Annotated in this window: 15 protein-coding genes; 6 read left to right on the top strand and 9 right to left on the bottom strand. The window is 35.4% G+C overall.

From position 1 onward, the window contains the following. Positions 1 to 145: 145 nt before the first annotated feature. The 5 genes from ACFXN8_RS01810 to ACFXN8_RS01790 all read left to right on the top strand — a co-directional run bounded on the left by ACFXN8_RS01810 (position 146) and on the right by ACFXN8_RS01790 (position 7,243). Entirely contained in the window at positions 146 to 1,996 is a 1,851-nt protein-coding gene (locus tag ACFXN8_RS01810; RefSeq protein WP_386842329.1) for a dynamin family protein, read from the top strand. Positions 1,997 to 2,169: 173 nt separating this feature from the next. Beyond that, on the top strand, positions 2,170 to 3,396 hold the full coding sequence (locus ACFXN8_RS01805) for an RtcB family protein (RefSeq protein WP_386842327.1): 1,227 nt from the start codon (positions 2,170 to 2,172) through the stop codon (positions 3,394 to 3,396). Positions 3,397 to 3,493: 97 nt separating this feature from the next. Then, on the top strand, positions 3,494 to 4,483 hold the full coding sequence (locus ACFXN8_RS01800) for a LacI family DNA-binding transcriptional regulator (RefSeq protein WP_386842325.1): 990 nt from the start codon (positions 3,494 to 3,496) through the stop codon (positions 4,481 to 4,483). 105 nt (positions 4,484 to 4,588) lie between these two features. Continuing rightward, a complete protein-coding gene (locus ACFXN8_RS01795) occupies positions 4,589 to 6,010 on the top strand; it encodes an aldehyde dehydrogenase family protein (protein WP_386842323.1) in 1,422 nt (473 codons plus the stop codon). A gap of 60 nt (positions 6,011 to 6,070) precedes the next feature. Continuing rightward, complete coding sequence (locus tag ACFXN8_RS01790) at positions 6,071 to 7,243, top strand: iron-containing alcohol dehydrogenase (protein WP_386842321.1); 1,173 nt, start codon at positions 6,071 to 6,073, stop codon at positions 7,241 to 7,243. Positions 7,244 to 7,552: 309 nt separating this feature from the next. Here the strand turns inward: ACFXN8_RS01790 and ACFXN8_RS01785 are convergent, their stop codons facing one another. From ACFXN8_RS01785 to ACFXN8_RS01745, 9 genes are all read right to left on the bottom strand, one after another. Beyond that, the gene (locus ACFXN8_RS01785) at positions 7,553 to 8,062 is read right to left on the bottom strand and encodes a ferritin (RefSeq protein ID WP_376070937.1); all 510 of its coding nucleotides are present in this window, start codon (positions 8,060 to 8,062) and stop codon (positions 7,553 to 7,555) included. A 106-nt stretch (positions 8,063 to 8,168) separates the two neighbouring features. Beyond that, positions 8,169 to 8,801, bottom strand: a complete 633-nt coding sequence (locus tag ACFXN8_RS01780; RefSeq protein ID WP_386842319.1) for a Bax inhibitor-1/YccA family protein — start codon at positions 8,799 to 8,801, stop codon at positions 8,169 to 8,171. A 187-nt stretch (positions 8,802 to 8,988) separates the two neighbouring features. Next, on the bottom strand, positions 8,989 to 9,750 hold the full coding sequence (locus ACFXN8_RS01775; protein ID WP_376070942.1) for a TerC family protein: 762 nt from the start codon (positions 9,748 to 9,750) through the stop codon (positions 8,989 to 8,991). 360 nt (positions 9,751 to 10,110) lie between these two features. Beyond that, positions 10,111 to 10,476: a Ger(x)C family spore germination C-terminal domain-containing protein gene (locus ACFXN8_RS01770; protein ID WP_386842316.1), complete on the bottom strand. Its 366-nt coding sequence runs from the start codon at positions 10,474 to 10,476 to the stop codon at positions 10,111 to 10,113. An 8-nt stretch (positions 10,477 to 10,484) separates the two neighbouring features. Further along, positions 10,485 to 11,267, bottom strand: coding sequence for a Ger(x)C family spore germination protein (locus tag ACFXN8_RS01765; RefSeq protein WP_386842314.1), 783 nt, complete (start codon positions 11,265 to 11,267; stop codon positions 10,485 to 10,487). Then, a complete protein-coding gene (locus ACFXN8_RS01760; protein WP_376070947.1) occupies positions 11,264 to 12,724 on the bottom strand; it encodes a spore germination protein in 1,461 nt (486 codons plus the stop codon). The genes ACFXN8_RS01765 and ACFXN8_RS01760 overlap by 4 nt, the downstream gene beginning before the upstream one ends. Next, the gene (locus ACFXN8_RS01755; RefSeq protein WP_376070950.1) at positions 12,724 to 13,848 is read right to left on the bottom strand and encodes an endospore germination permease; all 1,125 of its coding nucleotides are present in this window, start codon (positions 13,846 to 13,848) and stop codon (positions 12,724 to 12,726) included. Before ACFXN8_RS01755 ends, ACFXN8_RS01760 begins: the two co-directional genes overlap by 1 nt. 307 nt (positions 13,849 to 14,155) lie before the next feature. Next, on the bottom strand, positions 14,156 to 15,046 hold the full coding sequence (gene rsiV / locus ACFXN8_RS01750; protein ID WP_376070952.1) for an anti-sigma-V factor RsiV: 891 nt from the start codon (positions 15,044 to 15,046) through the stop codon (positions 14,156 to 14,158). After that, positions 15,039 to 15,557 carry an RNA polymerase sigma factor SigV gene (locus ACFXN8_RS01745; RefSeq protein ID WP_376070955.1) on the bottom strand — a complete coding sequence of 173 codons (519 nt, stop codon included), beginning with the start codon at positions 15,555 to 15,557 and terminating at the stop codon, positions 15,039 to 15,041. Before ACFXN8_RS01745 ends, rsiV begins: the two co-directional genes overlap by 8 nt. Positions 15,558 to 16,066: 509 nt before the next feature. Between ACFXN8_RS01745 and ACFXN8_RS01740 the strand changes: the two genes are divergently transcribed. Beyond that, entirely contained in the window at positions 16,067 to 16,342 is a 276-nt protein-coding gene (locus ACFXN8_RS01740) for a hypothetical protein (protein ID WP_386842311.1), read from the top strand. Positions 16,343 to 16,408: the final 66 nt, after the last annotated feature.

Below are 16,408 nucleotides of genomic sequence, written 5' to 3'. Positions count from 1 at the left end.
TGTAGAATAAGAGTTATTGCCTATTTGTGACAACTGAATTTAAGTATATTGTCCTTTTTTGTCGTTATTTCTTAGTACTATGTATTAATAAAGGAATATTTTCATTTATAATAACTTTAGATACATACGAAAAGAGGTTTTGAGTATGACAAATATTGATAATGTGCCGATCGAGTATACAGCCTCAGCGAATAATATTTTGCCACAGCTTGTTGATCATTTGCGACAATTACATGGCATTATTGTACAAAATACATATGTAAAAGATACAGCTAAACACTTAAATCGAATCATTCAAGATGCTAACAACGAAACGATGATTCTTATAGTTGGGAAAGAGCGTGTTGGAAAAACAACACTTGTGAATGGATTACTAGGACGTCAAGTTTTGCCTATTAGTGATCAGCATCCAACAGGGGTAAATACATTTTTGCGATACGGTGAACATGAAGAAATAAAGGCGTATTTTTTAGATGGTGTTGTAGCCATATTCGATATGAGCAAGCTAGAATTATTGACAACTGGTGATACTTTTGCATCTCAAATACTACGAGAACATTTAGATTACTTAGAAGTATATTTAAAAAATGATTTATTAAAATCAGTGACAATTATTGATTCTGTTTCATTGGAAGCTGGGGGAGGAGAAATGGCCTACTTCCCAGAAGCATTGATGAACCGTGTTGACGAAATCTTTTGGGTGCTACGCTCAGGTTCGATGGCTATTTATCCTGAAATATTATTGATGGAAACGTTAAAGGACAAAGGTGTTGAGCCTCTTTGTGTCATCAATGCCATAGATTCAAATGAAAATACAAAGACGTTTATCAATGCTGAGAGAGAACGATTGGGTCATTTAATAAGTGATTTTGTTGCTATCTCTGCAAGAGAAGCAATTGAAGCTACACAGACTAATAGTGATGAGCTGTGGCAAAAAAGTCAGTACGAGCAATTAATTTCAGAAATTCATCGAGTTGCAGAAAATAGTGATAAGAAAACGTATGGCATTTTAATTCGCTTCTTGCAATGGCTTGAACGATTCCGCTTCGAATTAACTGTTATTCCACAAAGAGATCCATTCCAATCTGCTGTTAAGAACATTGAAAAGTATACAGGCGATACCCAATACGAATTTTCACGCTATCAACGTGATTTAGCGATTGTGACTGAATATGAGCAAGAATACGAACAGGTTGCCGATGTATTTAAAAATGTTCAAACATTATACCAACTTTTACAAACCATTTCACAAAATGATTATTTACAGGATGAAATCGTGGAAAGCTTTACAGAAAAGGCTGTTGCTTATCAACAAATGTTACGAGAATATCGAAATATGCATAGCGAATATATACGTGAATATGATCGATTGGACGCACAGCATAAAAAAATTCACGGAAAAGGTCTTATGAAGGCTATCTTTGGTCAGCATACACAAAATGGATTTTTCAAGGAACGTGTTAACAAGTTAAATGAGCAGCAATTGGTTTGTATTGCGCAATATGAAAAAGTGCAAGAAGCGGAGGCATTAATGCTTCAGTCCATTCATTCAATACAAAGTTACCTTATGGAGTTAACGAAAAAACGTTTGGTACGTATTGAGCAAAAAGTTCAAGAGCTAAATCAACAACGTTCAAAAGAAAAGTGCCAATTACAATTATACGCAAATAAATTGAATGAATTTTCTTGTTTGATGGAGGCGCAGGGCTATATTAAAGATAATATTCAGCCATTTTTAATGGACGAACAAATGCCGCTCAAAGCAAAGGATATTGACATGCTAAAAGAAACGATTAACAGTATTATGAGCATTGACCTGTCCAATAATGGCCTACTTGCACGTAGTCAGATGAACAATAAAATGGAGAATGCTGAGATTCCTTTCGATGTTCAGAAGAAATATCCATTACATACGTTAGCTTTAGCAGAAGTAGATGTAAAATCAAACGATATACCAGAAATTCCGAAAAAACTAGATGTTCAATATGAAGAATAGACGTTAAAGAAAATGTTCTAAAAGTAATTTATACTTTTAGAACATTTTTTTAGTATCTCGTGATTTTTTGCTCATCACCACACGTTACGGTGATGCCCCTGATTTTTCGTGAATTGGGATTAAATTGAAACAAAATGAAATGTTTTTTCGTATAAATAGTAGGAGGGATTAAAATGATACGAATTAACGGACGTTTTACGGATGCAAAAATTTATTCAAATACAGCATTACAATCAGCTATCGATCAAATTAAAGAATTGGCAAATCAAGCCTTTATGGAAGGAACAAAAGTACGGATTATGCCAGATTATCATGCAGGGAAGGGCTGTGTTATTGGCACAACGATTCAGCTTCAAAATCGTGTAGTGCCTAACCTTGTGGGCATTGATGTTGGTTGCGGGGTATTTGTAGCTGAGTTAAATGAGGCGGATATAGATTTTTCTAAACTCGATGCTACAATTCGAGCACATATACCAAGCGGAAAGGATATCCATCAGGAAGTATCTCCTGCACGCTATTTTGTTGAATTCGAGGGGAGACAGTTTGTAGCGAGTGGCTTAAAGGATGACTATACGAATTTATCGCTGGGAACACTTGGGGGAGGCAACCATTTTATAGAGCTTGCAAAAGATGAAGCAGGTACACATTACTTACTTATCCATACTGGCTCGCGTTACGTCGGAGCTAAGGTAGCAAATTGGCATCAAAAAAGAGCCTTTGAAACATTGCAACGGGAAGATTTAAAAGTAAAAATAGCCGAATTGAAAGATCAGGGGCGCGAAAAAGAAATTCAAGCGATGATTAAAGCTTATAAAGAGCAAAATCCAATTGTACCAAAAGATTTAGCCTATTTAGAAGGTGAATATTTCCATGATTATATTCACGATATGAAAATCGCTCAGCAATATGCTCGGATGAACCGCTGGACAATTGCTGAAACAATCGCCAAGCATATGAACTGGCATTTTAATGAAACTTTTGATACGATCCATAACTATATTGATACGGAAACAATGACGTTAAGAAAAGGCGCCGTTCGAGCAAATCAAGGGGAGAAGCTCGTTATTCCTATGAATATGCGAGATGGTTCGCTCATTTGTTTGGGAAAAGGGAATGCAGATTGGAATTACTCTGCACCACATGGGGCAGGTCGTATGTATTCTCGACGTGCTGCAAAAGAAGCACTAAACATGGAAGATTTTAAAGAAACGATGCAAGGTATTTGGACAACATCCGTAAACGAAGAAACATTGGATGAAGCCCCAATGGCATATAAGCCGATGTCAGAAATTACATCTGTTCTCGAGGAAACTGCGGATATATTAAAAGTGATTACACCCGTTTATAATTTTAAAGCTAGTGAAGCAGCTAAGCCTTATGAGCGAAAAAATAATTCCTAATAATAGAAATTAGTGATACTTGTACTTACCCTTATCTATTAACATTATTTCTGGAATAGTATAGAATAGGCTTTACAAAGATGAAGTGGGTGGTTTTTTGGTATCTTCAAAAGATGTAGCAAAGTATGCGGGTGTTTCTCAAACAACGGTTTCAAGAGTGTTAAATACTCCTGAACTCGTAAAGCCGAAAACAATTGAAAAAGTGATGAAGGCGATTGAAGAATTAAACTATGTTCCAAATGATATTGCAAGATCGCTTGTTCAGAAAAAAACAGGCATTATTACATTGATTTCAGGTCCATTACATAATCCTTTTTTTGTTGATACAACAACTGCAATCGTTAATTATGTTAACGCTAGGGGCTATAAAGTAAATGTCTATTTTGGGACTGAAGATAATTTAGAGTCTATTTATAATTCTGTTTTGGAGACGAAGGCTGACGCGATTATTTTATCGTCTATGTTATATGAAGATAACTTATTTTTTAAGCTTGAAAAACTAGGCATCCCATTTATCATGTATAACCGTAAGCATCAGGAAAATAGGCATTTTGTAGAGATTGATAATGTGGAAGCTGGCTATCTAGCGACGAATCATATTTTATCTTTAGGTCATCAAGATATATGCTGGATTGGCGGTCCACATGAAATAAGTACTTTTTATGGAAGGTACAAAGGCTTTAAAAATGCATTAAAGGAAAGCGCTATAGATATAAATACAGTGCCATCATTATTTACAAATACTAACAAAGGTGATATTGAACGAGTATTTGAAGAAATACTTAAGCTTCCCACGAGGCCTACCGCTATTTGTGCAGCAACAGATGCAATTGCCATTGAAATATTAAATCTTTGTTTAGAACGAGGCTTTCAAGTTCCTAAAGATTTTAATGTTATTGGCATTGATAATGTGGAACTTAGTAAACACCATTCGATTGCCTTAACAACAGTGGGCTTAGAATCCGAAAAAAGCCTCGGATTTATTGCAATTGAAAAATTATTTGAGGTAATGGAGAAAAAAAGTGCTTGCATCCAACAAACAGAATCTGTTAGACTTTTTCCAAGAAATACAACGTGTGAAAAATGAACTGATGAACATCAGTTTGTTTTTTACACTGTAATGGTTACGTATTCATTATTTTATTTTTAGAAATGAATACGTAACCATTTAATGAGAGGAGTGAGTTAGGTCTTGAAAAGAGGCTTATTTATAAGTGGACAATGGCAAATGACTGATGAATATATGGAGGTTCATGCCCCCTACTCAAATGAGGTCGTAGCACAATTTGCTATGGCAACTGAAGAGGATGTACAGCATGCAATTGAAAGTGCTCATGCAGCAGAATCCGAAATGGCAGCCTTAACAGCATTTCAAAAAGCAGAGATTTTAGAACAATTATCTGATCTATTTACAGAAAATCGAGATGAGGCAGCTAGAATTATTTCACTAGAATCAGCTAAGCCGTTAAAATATGCCTATGCTGAAATTGATCGAACGATTGAAACTTACAAATTTGCAGCAGAAGAAGCGAATCGACTATCTGGTGAAATGATTCCGATGGATGCATCTAAAAGTGGAGAGGGTAGATTTGGTTATACAATTCGCGAACCTTTGGGCGTTATTGCGGCCATTACACCTTTTAATTTTCCGCAAAATTTAGTAGCCCATAAAGTTGGACCGGCATTAGCAGCTGGAAATACGATTGTTTTGAAACCCGCAACACAAACAGCTTTATCTGCTCATTTCTTAGCAAACCTATTGGCACAAACAAATTTACCAGCAGGTGCATTTAACTTAGTAACTGGGCAAGGAAAACTAGTAGGGGATGCATTTTTAGCAAATCCAAAAGTGAAAATGATTACATTTACTGGGAGCCCGGCTGTAGGTATTTCTCTTCGCAATCGCGCTAGCTTAAAGAAAGTCACATTAGAACTTGGTTCGAATGCTGGTGTTATTGTTGATGAAGGGGTTCAACTCGATAAAATCATGGACCGAATTGTTATGGGGGCTTTTTCAAATCAAGGTCAAGTTTGCATCTCCCTGCAGCGTATATATGTAAAAGAAAATATAATGGATGAATTTTTAGAGCAGCTAAAAGCAAAAGTAGAACGGTTAACAATAGGGGACCCACTTGATGCAACAACAGATTTAGCGATGATGATTTCAGAAACTGAGCAACAACGTGCTGTCACATGGATAAAAGAAGCGGTAGCAGAAGGTGCGAAGGTACTGACAGGTGGTCGTATTGAAAACAATATTTTACTTCCAACAGTGTTATTGAACGTATCCTCTAATAGTCGAGTATCTTGTGAGGAAATATTTGCACCTGTAGTTATTGTCAATACTGTTTCATCAGTAGAAGAAGCCATTGACGCTGTTAATGATTCAAATTATGGCTTACAGGCAGGGATATTTACACCCTCAATCGAGACGGCCTTTAAAGCTTCAAAGAAACTACAAGTCGGGGGTGTCATCATAAATGACGTTCCGACATACCGTGTAGATCAAATGCCATATGGTGGCGTTAAAGAAAGTGGTACTGGTCGTGAAGGAATCAAATATGCCGTTGAGGAAATGACAGAAATGAAGCTAGTGATTTGGAATAACAATTAATCATGAATCATTTAGAACATCGACAGAAGGCTATTATGAATAGATAGGAGTAGAACAATTATGCATAAATTAACCTTTACTCCTGCGAGTTATACAGGCTGGGGTTGTTTGAATCAGCTACTACCGGAAGTAGAAAAATTCAAAGCAAATAATATTTTAATCATCACGGATCCATTTTTAAAAGCGTTAGGTTTAACAGATCATCTTGAAAAACCTCTACTAGAAAATGGGTACTCTACAACTATTTACACCGATATTACCCCAGAGCCACCGCTCGCAATTGGTGAAAAACTAGTTGCATTTACAAGAAAACATCATTTTGATGTAGTGATTGGATTAGGGGGAGGAAGTGCATTAGACTTAGCGAAACTTGCCGCGGTTTTAGCAACACATGAAGGGAAAGTGGTAGATTACTTAAATTTAACGGGAACAAAAACTCTTGAAAATAAAGGATTGCCTAAGATTTTAATTCCAACTACATCTGGAACAGGCTCAGAAGTGACAAATATTTCAGTACTGTCACTTGAAACGACGAAGGATGTTGTGACACATGATTACTTATTAGCAGATGTCGCCATTGTAGATCCTGCGTTAACAATTTCCTTACCACCAAAAGTGACTGCTGCTACAGGTGTAGATGCATTAACACATGCAATTGAGGCTTATGTTTCCGTAAATGCAAACGAAGTAACTGATGCACTTGCGCTACAAGCTATAAAATTAATTAGTGGCTCTATCCGAACTGCTGTGTATGACGGTCAAAATAAGCAGGCACGTTCGGATATGAGTTATGGCAGTTATTTGGCAGGCTTAGCCTTTTTCAATGCTGGTGTTGCAGGAGTACATGCATTAGCATATCCTCTTGGTGGCCAATTCCATATTGCTCATGGGGATTCCAATGCAGTGTTATTACCTTATGTAATGGGCTATATTCGTCAAAGTTGCGAAAAACGAATGAAAGATATTTTAGATGTAATGGGTATATCATCAGTGTATTTATCGCAAGAAGAGGCTTCCTATAAATGTGTAGATGCATTAAAGCAACTTGTACAGGATGTTAATATTCCGTCAACATTAAAAGGATTTAATATACCAGAATTAGCACTGGAACAACTAACTGAAGATGCGGTAAAGCAAACAAGAATCTTAGCACGTAGTCCGATGCCGCTTAAGCGAGAAGACATCTATACTATTTATCGTGCTGCATTTGATGGAGAGGTTCGAGAACCTTAGTCATTATAAAAAGAAAAGAGAAAAGTTATTTATTTTTAAATAGTGATAAACGGATCGAAAAAGTACTCGAATTAAAATGTCTAGAGTATCATGCGGAATTAATATTTATGAATAAAAACCATCTGTAGATGATAAAGCACATCTCTTCTACTTAAAAGGCATTGAATGCTACTAAATCCGACCGAAGGATTTGGATTTCTTTTATATGCAGATGATAATTTTCATGAATTAGAAAAAGCTATTAAGTTTCCAGGAACGGAGACTTAGTAGCTTTTTGCATGATCCAAGCTAAATCTTCATTTATAAATTCTAAGCTTCAGCATCAGGTGTAAATGAACGTGTCGCTAATTCAGCGTCAAGCATAAAGATTGCGTTGGAGTCATTTTCTATGCGTTCAATTTTACGAATTAATGTGTCAAATGTTGATTCTTCTTCTACTTGCTCGTCAATGAACCATTTTAAGAAAGCCATTGTCGCGTGCTCGCGTTCATCTAATGCGATGTCTGATAAATGATAAATACGGCGCGTCACTTCTTTCTCGTGTGAAAGGGCAGTTTTGAAGGCGTGTAAAATAGACTCGAAATGATTATCTGGACTATCGAAGCCATGGATTGTTGCACGGTAGCCCATATCACTTAGGAAATTATAAAATTTCATTGCATGAAAGCGCTCTTCTTCAGCCTGTACTAAAAAGAAGTTGGCAAAGCCATCATAATCTTGATCTGTGCAATACGCCGCCATCGCCATATAAGCATGTGCAGAGTAAAATTCAAAATTCATTTGTTCGTTTAGTGCTGTGTGTAGTTTTTCAGATAACATAAAAGATTTCCTCCCTTTGCAGTAAATACCTTCTGCATCTCTTATAGTATACAGCGAAAAAGGGCAGTGTTGCAATTTAATTGATTTTTATTCTCAATTAGAAAATTTAATCAATTAATTTTTTTATACGCCAGATTACTTCTAAAAGATTGACAAATAAATTAATGAAATCTAAGTATAGATTTAACGCCATACCAACAACTTCAGCATCTGAAACGTGATTATGTCGGATTTTGTTAAAGTCATAGACCGTATAGAGACTAAAAAGTAGTACAGTAATTCCCGCAATGATCAATGCGAGCATATTGTTAACAGGGATAAACATAAAGACTAGTGAAAATACAATTACGACGATTAATACAGTGAATAAATAGCTTCCCCAATTAGAAATGTCTTTATTCATCATCATACCAATCAGTGCTAGCACAATGAAAATAGCTACGGTTGCTACGAAAACAAGTAAAACAAGCTGTTGCCCTAGTTCTGCAATGTAAAATTGTGTTGTCCAAAATAGTAAAATTCCCATTAAAAAGGGGATTGTATACATAATAGAATTAGCGAGCTTCAGACTTCGCACAAAGCAGGCAATGATAATAAGTACAAGAGTAATAATAGATAGCGGCATGACAACCGCTGGAGGTAATAATGTTGCTATGTACATTCCGACAACTGTCAATACCCACATAAAAGCAAAGTGTTTTAAAATTTTGTTTAAGTTTTGATTTTTAGCATACGCCATAAAGAAGATTCCTTTCTTTTGTAAAATAGCTTCTATATTAACATACGAACCAATTTCGAAAAAGATTCAACCATAAAAAAATTTGTATCACCATAACGAGGGATGGATTTCCGTTTGGGAATTACCTCGGTCTGGTGATACAAACACTAAACTGGTCTTCTTAAGGACCAAGTAATATTTTTACATATTATTTTGCATTCTTTCTTTGGTTTTTTACGCCAACTAAATAACCACCAAGGGCAATTCCAATTAAGACAATCCAGAAAATAGCCTTCCATATAGTTGAGTGTGGAAATTCATGTGGAATAATACCTAGTTTTTCGTGTGCTAATGTTAAAACAGCCAGCTTAACACCAACCCAACCAACGATTAAGAAGGCAGCTGTTTCAAGTGATGGGAATTTATCGAGAACTTTCACGAACCAACGAGCAGCAAAACGCATCATAATAACCCCGATAATACCACCTAGGAACATCACTGCGAATTGACCGGCATTAATGCCGCCAACATCAAAATTTCCGATATGAGGTAGTGTAACTGCAATGGCGACAGCCGCTAATATTGAATCTATGGCAAAGGCAATGTCAGCAAACTCAACCTTCAATACGGTCATCCAGAAACCAGATTGTTTTTTATTCTCCTGAATTTCCTCGGGATTTTGTGTGGCTTTTCGCGAATCATAAATATGCTTCGTTGACATAATTAATAAATAGGCAGCACCTAGAGCTTGAATTTGCCAGAAGTTAACGAGCGTTGTAATAAGAAATAGTGCCGCAAAGCGAAAAACAAATGCTCCCACTAAACCATATAGCAATGCTTTTTGCTGTTGATCTTTTGGTAAATGCTTAACCATAACGGCCATAACAACGGCGTTATCGGCAGCTAATAAACCTTCCAGTACAATTAATACGACGAGTACCCATGCGTATTCTAATAAAATTGCCTCCAAATTTACTTCCTCCTTTATACTTAGAACAGAAATGAACATACTGCTTTTAACGTATTCTTTGCTTTTTTAGGCAAAATAAAAAGACCCCTGCCTAAAAAATAGGCAAAGGTCTTGCTAAGCTAATTAATTGGTTGTTGCACAGAATATCTGTACGCCAAGATATGCCTTCACACCCGATGGTAAATAACCATGTAATGACGAATGTGAAATCAGATGCTCGTTCACATCTGCTAGCTACTCCCCTTTGACAAAATTGTCAAAAGCTATTCAATTCTTTATACATGGATTATAACATGCTGATAGTTAATTGCAAATAAAAAATGTAAAGCTAATTAACTTCTTTCAGCATATATTTTTAGATTATTCCTTAATGGTCCCAGTAAATATTTTACGACCAGAATTTACTTGGTTAACGGTTATTTTTAATTTACTAATAGAATTAGGTGTTAGTGGGATTTTCCCATCCTTCTCTAGTTTTTTCCACACTTTCACATTTTTTCGATATAGCTGTTCAGAAAGGCGATAAATATCAATATCTTGCGCTAATGCTTCTTCATACGTTGTTTTAATTTCTTTTTTCACTTCTTTGATAATCTTTTTCCTTATTTCTTCTTCTGAAACATCCGTTTTGAAACCATTTAAAGTTGCATTTAATTTTACATTTACCTCAAAGGTTACTTGACTATTTTTAACAAGTGGTTTGATATTTACCTTTATTTTTTCCAATGTTGCCGTTAAATAATCTGTTTCGTTACCTTTAACTTAAAAGTTATTTCACCTCTATGCGTGCTATTATGCATCCATTGTATGCCTCTTGCAGCATCATTTTTAATGAAGCCTTTAAACCCATCTTTAGAAAGCACACCGACCCCTATAAAGGCAGTATCCTGACCTTGTTGCGCTGCCGTTTCCCAGTTTTTATTGATGGTTACATAAGGGATGCCAATTTCGTGATTTGGTTCATTTAAACCAATAACTAAATTTTGAAAATTAACGGGCTCGATAAATGTTTCTTGATCTTCTGTGTTTAAAGGATTACTAAGCTTTGACGTTGTTATAGATTTATTCAAAATGGGCGTTAAGAGAAGGATGTCTTTTATAGGGTCTTTTGTACAATAGGTCCATATTTGATACTTTGTTTCCCTAGAGCGCAATACACTGTCTATAATGGAGAGGGCATTTTTAACTTGCATTGCTTCCTCGGAGAAAATAATGTAAGTCATATGCCCCCAAAACACTTTCTGGGCGATGGAACGAAATAATTTAAAAAGTGCTTCTTCCAACGTTTTTCCCTTAGCTTGTCCAACCTCTGCTGTTGCTGCTTGAGGATTAGAACTTTCGGATTTTGCTACATTGGTGAAGTTAATTAATTGCAGGTATATTTCATATTGACCCTCTTTATAATCAATACCAAGGCCATCAACGTAATACATTCTTTGAGGTTCGGTAACATCCCAACAACCTGAAAGAAGTAGTGAAGTAGCTAAGCTTGATAGTAAAATCATTTTTTTCTTCATTGCTTCTTCCCACTCGTTGGGGTACGAGTGTTATCTTGAGGTGCAAGTGCTTTATTTCGCTCCGTGTAACCTTTTGGCGATAAACGGAAGATCGATTTTTTAATAGTCATCCAGTTTAAATCTGTTGCAAGATTCATGTAAGAGTAACCATAGATCCGGATATTACATAAGTAAAGAAGTGTAAAGTAAAGTGAGATGAAAAATCCAAATAAACCAAAGAAAGCACTGGCAAGAATGAACGTAACACGCAATATACTAATGGTTGTGACAAGAGATTGGTTCACAAGAGTAAAGGATGCAATTGTAGAGATCGCAATAACCACAATCATTTCTGGACTTGTCACACCTGCACGAATGGCTGCATCACCAATAATTAAACCTCCAACAACACTTATCGTACCTCCAATAACAGAAGGCAGACGTAAGCCTGCTTCTCGAAACAATTCAAACATTAGTAGCATTATTAGCATTTCGAGAGAGGAGGGGAGAGGTAGACCTGTTTTTGCTTGGACAACTGTTGCTAAAAGTTGAAATGGTAGCTGATTTTGGTGATAAGTCGTCAGAGAGAGCCAAAATGCAGGCAACAGCAAACCAATTAAAATGCCCATAATCCTCAAAAGTCGTTCTATAGAACTGAAAACGATGGGATATTCATTATCTTCAGCAGATTTTAATAATAAAAATAAATTGACAGGTGTGATAACTGCATAAGCTACACCATCGACGAAAATGAGAAAACGTCCTCTAATTAGAGCCTGAATAGCATAATCAGGTCGTCCAGTATAATCGAATTTCGGGAAAAGCTTGGAGTTTTTATTAATTTTCTCCATTAAAATATCCCCACTAAAGACAATATCGGTATCTACTGTAGCAAGTTGTTTTTTAATTCCATGTAAAATATCCATATCGACAATATCGTCAAAATAAAGAATAGCCACAGTTGTTTTTGAACGTTTTCCTAATTCCACTTTTTCAACACAAAATGAATTTGTAGGTAAACGTTTTCGTAATAGTGCAATGTTGACGCGAATATCTTCAATAAAGTTATCCCTTGGACCCTTAACGAGTACTTCCATCCTCGTTTCTTCAGGATTTCGATTAGGCTTTTTAGCGATATTACTAGCATATAAAAGTTCTTCCTCTTCAAAATAAAGCAATAGGAAACCAGTATAGACAAAGGTAATGGCTTCTTCTTTATCTTTGACTTTTTGAAGAGTGGGGACATGAAGCTGCTGTGTAATATTTTCTTCAAAGGTTGTATTATCTAAATGATCATAAAGATATTGGATTCGCCGAACAATGACTTCATTGAGCATTTGCTGGTCGATCATCGCATCACAGGTAACGAAATGAACCTTTTTTTGATTAAATGTATATTCCTGAAATTGAATATCTGCGGATTTTTGAAATAGTTTTTTTAAAGTGTTTAGGTCTATAGCCTTTTCCTGCTGAGGCATTATGATTCACCACTTTCCATTTCTTGTTTTTCAGGTTTCCCTTTTTTAGAAGACTTCTTTGAAAAGAAAGCTACGAGTACGAAAAAAAATGACAAAAGTAAAAAGAAAATAAAAGTAATTGATAATATATAGTTCCCTTTCACCTTCAAAAATATGTTTTCATTTAAAATAATTAGCGGCAGACAAATTAGAAAGAAGGGAGGAGCTATCATTTTCCATATTTTCTTCGGATCCCCAGTCATTTTTAATAGATCCGCTATAACATATAAGAAGAAGCTAACTCTTATAAATGTTCCAGTAAGCCATTGATAAATAGAGAAAAAGTCAAGATGCTCAATATAGCGACCAATCGATACTAATCCCCATTCCTCGTAGGCAGGATATCTTTGCTTTGCAGCTTCGGTAGGACCAAATTCTGCAATTGCGCCCATGAGCGGCCCTAAAGTAAGCCCCAATAAAATGAAAAGCATAATGCCAAAATGATACCAACGAATGCGGTCTTTAAATTGGTGCTGTAAAAATAAAAGCGTTAATAATTCAATAAATCCTGATGCTGGGTAAATCATCCCTTTTAAAACGGGTTGGAACCCATGCTCAAAAAATGGACGTAATAACTCGTAATCTTTTACCTGTATATTTGTAAATGCTACAAAAAAACCAAAGACTACTACACCGAATAAGACAAAGACATTTAAAATAACAATGGTTTGTAAACTTGTTGTAACAAGTAAAATACAAAGAATTGTATAAATGAGTAATAAGATCATGGCCGGTGTTTGAGGTAAAAACGTTGAGTTTATCCATTGCAATGTTTCAACCATCGTAAAAGCAGCCAGAATGAGTAAATAAATTACTATAATATAAATGACAATTGTAGAGCCGATTTTCCCGATTTTCCCCTCTAACCAGTCTCGAATAGGTTCCTGATTTGTCTTTTTTTGAATATAAACTAAAAGAAATAGCCAGAAGAATATAATAACGGAGGCCAATAATACAGATGCCCAACCATCTCTCCCCGCGACGTCTAGTATAGGAGGAATAATGGTTACGTGATTTTTTAAGCCAATAACAGTCATAGATAAGAAGACAACATGTAAAATACTAATTGATCCTACGCCTTTCATATAAAAACCCTCTAACGTTAATTGATACACTTTAGCTTTGACAAAAAGTGAGAGGATTATAAGCGTGACAAACTACTCTGAAAAGAAGAATTTTAAAAAATAAACCTTTCATCAGCTTCGTAGTTTATTACAGAAAAAAGCGAGGTATTTGACGATTGAAATGCCAAATAACTCGTATTTTGGAATAATATTCTTTCTGTGTGCTGGAAGAAAAACTGCCCGTAAAAGTACGATGGGTGACGACTAATAATCCGTGGGGGAAAGAAACCTCCACGGATTAAAGAAGTTTCACTATATTAGCAAATGCTTAATGAATATAATTAGAGCTTACAAGATCATTTTTTAAGACATCAGTTGGGATTTCGAATTCTACTACACCCATAAAACCAGGCGCTACTTCATATTTATCGAATGAGATAACAAGTTTCCCTTTATTAGAAATATAAAATTGTTGGTCTGCTTTAATAGCTGTAAAATTGTCCATAAGATCTTCATCTGGAAGTCCTGCACCCTTTATCCAATAAACTTTATCTTGGTTCGATGCAGCGATTTGTTCACGCATTTGTTCCTTAATGTTTTCACTGATTGTTTTAATATAATCATTATCTTTAAATAACATTGGCAGTGTAAGTAAAATTTCATTTTGTTTATCAATTGTATCGTAGTGCATTACTGTAGAAGACGATGCAACTGTATTGACAGTATAACGTCCAATCGACAAGATTTGGTCATTATCTGTTTTCACTTCATAGCCACTATCTACGCCTAAATGACCGCCACCATTAGCCTTGATATCACCAACTTCGGCAATAAAGTCATTATAAAGAGCTTTCCCTTCTGAACGGTATTTTTCATTTAAAGTATTGGCAAGATCTTTATTTTCTAAGTTTTCAATAGAAGGTACTTTAATGTCAGCATCATAGGTTTCTTCTTTTACTTCATATTCAGTCCATGTTAAGACTTTTACGACACTACCAACAACTGGAATGTCTGAAAGTGTTCGTGCCATTGCAGGGCTGACATTTAAACCAGCTGTAAAAAGCATTGCAGCTGCCGCAGAGCCTAGTAACCATTGTGGTGCTCGTTTTTTTCTTTTCTTTTTACCTTGTTTTAGTGCGTTTTCAACCACAAAATCAAGCTCCTTTGGAATTGATACCTCATTATATTGTTTTTCTAATTCTTTTAATTTTTCATCCATGTGCTGTTTCTCCCTTCACATCTTGTAATTGAATTTTCAATAGTTTTAACGCTTTATAAAGACGGGATTTAGCGGTACTCAACTTAATGTTAAGGATATTTGCAACATCAGCGAGCTTTAAGTCTTCAAAATAGTGTAAAATGACAACTTCACGATACATAATTGGTAATTCATCTAACGCATGCTCTAAATCAACGTTTTCGTAAACATCCTCTTGCGCAGGAGTTAAATATTGCAATGTATCATCGTCTGTCACCTGTAAGCGTTTATGCTTACGTAAAAAATCTATGGATGTACGTACGACGATTTTATAAAACCAGCTTTTCATATACTCGACATTTTCTAGTCGATCGAGAGAAAGCATTGCTTTTTGAATACTGTCTTGTACAACATCAAGTGCGTCCTGTTCATTTTTCGTATAGCTATACGCGAGCAAATAAAAACGCTCTTTCTGTTCGCGAATTAACTGGACAAATACCTCTTCATGTTGAAATGCATTTCTTGTTTTCATGTCCAAAGAAGCTCCTTTTTAACATTTTTAAATTGTATACAAGTACTAGACGTATGAAAGGGGAAAAAAAGTTGAAAGCATAAAAAAACTTATCTTATTCTTGTTAACTTCAAAGATAAGTCATTGGTACTTGGTAATTTATCCCGCATAACTGTCAGTAAAAAATCGATTTGTAATAATCATCAGTGCGGATGAAGAAATCCTCCACTGGTAAAGTTGCACTATGCAGTACATTTTACTGTGGTGAAAAATCATAGCAAATTATAATCCTTTTACAATTGCTTAGAAAGGGGAAAGAGTAAATTGGTCACAATTACAAATAAAATTGGCTGGGGGAGGAAGAGCATCTAAGTAGCTGGAATTGCAATCGAAGAAAATATCCTAAAAATATGATCGAAATGAGAAAGTGTCTCTGGAATTTTTTCTACATGAACCATCTCGTACATATAGTAGAGTGAAAATACAAGCAATTACTCTTCAGCTGCTTTTTGGCAGGACATCTTTTATGTATGTTGATTGTATATCTTTCTTTAAGTTTTGCTCTTGGCCCTGGAATAGGTGAAATTTTTTCTCAGAAAGGAACATTAGGTATGAAAAAGTCAAAAGACGCTAAAGATTTAAAAGATAGTTTAATACCATTGGGAATCATTTTTGGTAGTGCTTTCGGTGAGATTTTTGGCATGTATTTCAAACCAAACTTTCTAGTATTTACAATTGGCTTAGGGGCTGGAATAGGTTATTTATTTGGAGTTATTGCTTATGGAATTTATAGTAAGAAAGAATAATTATAGACAGAGAAGTATGAATAACTGAACTTTAATAGAAGCATGCTGTATTTTTAGCATGCTTCT

Source organism: Lysinibacillus sp. NPDC059133 (assembly GCF_042755925.1).
In the GTDB taxonomy this organism is placed as follows: domain Bacteria; phylum Bacillota; class Bacilli; order Bacillales_A; family Planococcaceae; genus Lysinibacillus.
Note: the sequence above shows the minus strand (reverse complement) of the source record. Positions and strands in the feature narration are given on the sequence as shown.

Bases quoted from the DNA above. Each gene is read 5' to 3' on its own strand.
- ACFXN8_RS01745 (WP_376070955.1), bottom strand. From the start codon at position 15,557: ATGAAAACAAGAAATGCATTTCAACATGAAGAGGTATTTGTCCAGTTA.
- ACFXN8_RS01780 (WP_386842319.1), bottom strand. From the start codon at position 8,801: ATGGCGTATGCTAAAAATCAAAACTTAAACAAAATTTTAAAACACTTT.
- ACFXN8_RS01760 (WP_376070947.1), bottom strand. From the start codon at position 12,724: ATGCCTCAGCAGGAAAAGGCTATAGACCTAAACACTTTAAAAAAACTA.
- ACFXN8_RS01805 (WP_386842327.1), top strand. From the start codon at position 2,170: ATGATACGAATTAACGGACGTTTTACGGATGCAAAAATTTATTCAAAT.
- ACFXN8_RS01790 (WP_386842321.1), top strand. From the start codon at position 6,071: ATGCATAAATTAACCTTTACTCCTGCGAGTTATACAGGCTGGGGTTGT.
- ACFXN8_RS01740 (WP_386842311.1), top strand. From the start codon at position 16,067: ATGTTGATTGTATATCTTTCTTTAAGTTTTGCTCTTGGCCCTGGAATA.
- ACFXN8_RS01755 (WP_376070950.1), bottom strand. From the start codon at position 13,848: ATGAAAGGCGTAGGATCAATTAGTATTTTACATGTTGTCTTCTTATCT.
- ACFXN8_RS01765 (WP_386842314.1), bottom strand. From the start codon at position 11,267: ATGAAGAAAAAAATGATTTTACTATCAAGCTTAGCTACTTCACTACTT.
- ACFXN8_RS01810 (WP_386842329.1), top strand. From the start codon at position 146: ATGACAAATATTGATAATGTGCCGATCGAGTATACAGCCTCAGCGAAT.
- rsiV (WP_376070952.1), bottom strand. From the start codon at position 15,046: ATGGATGAAAAATTAAAAGAATTAGAAAAACAATATAATGAGGTATCA.
- ACFXN8_RS01785 (WP_376070937.1), bottom strand. From the start codon at position 8,062: ATGTTATCTGAAAAACTACACACAGCACTAAACGAACAAATGAATTTT.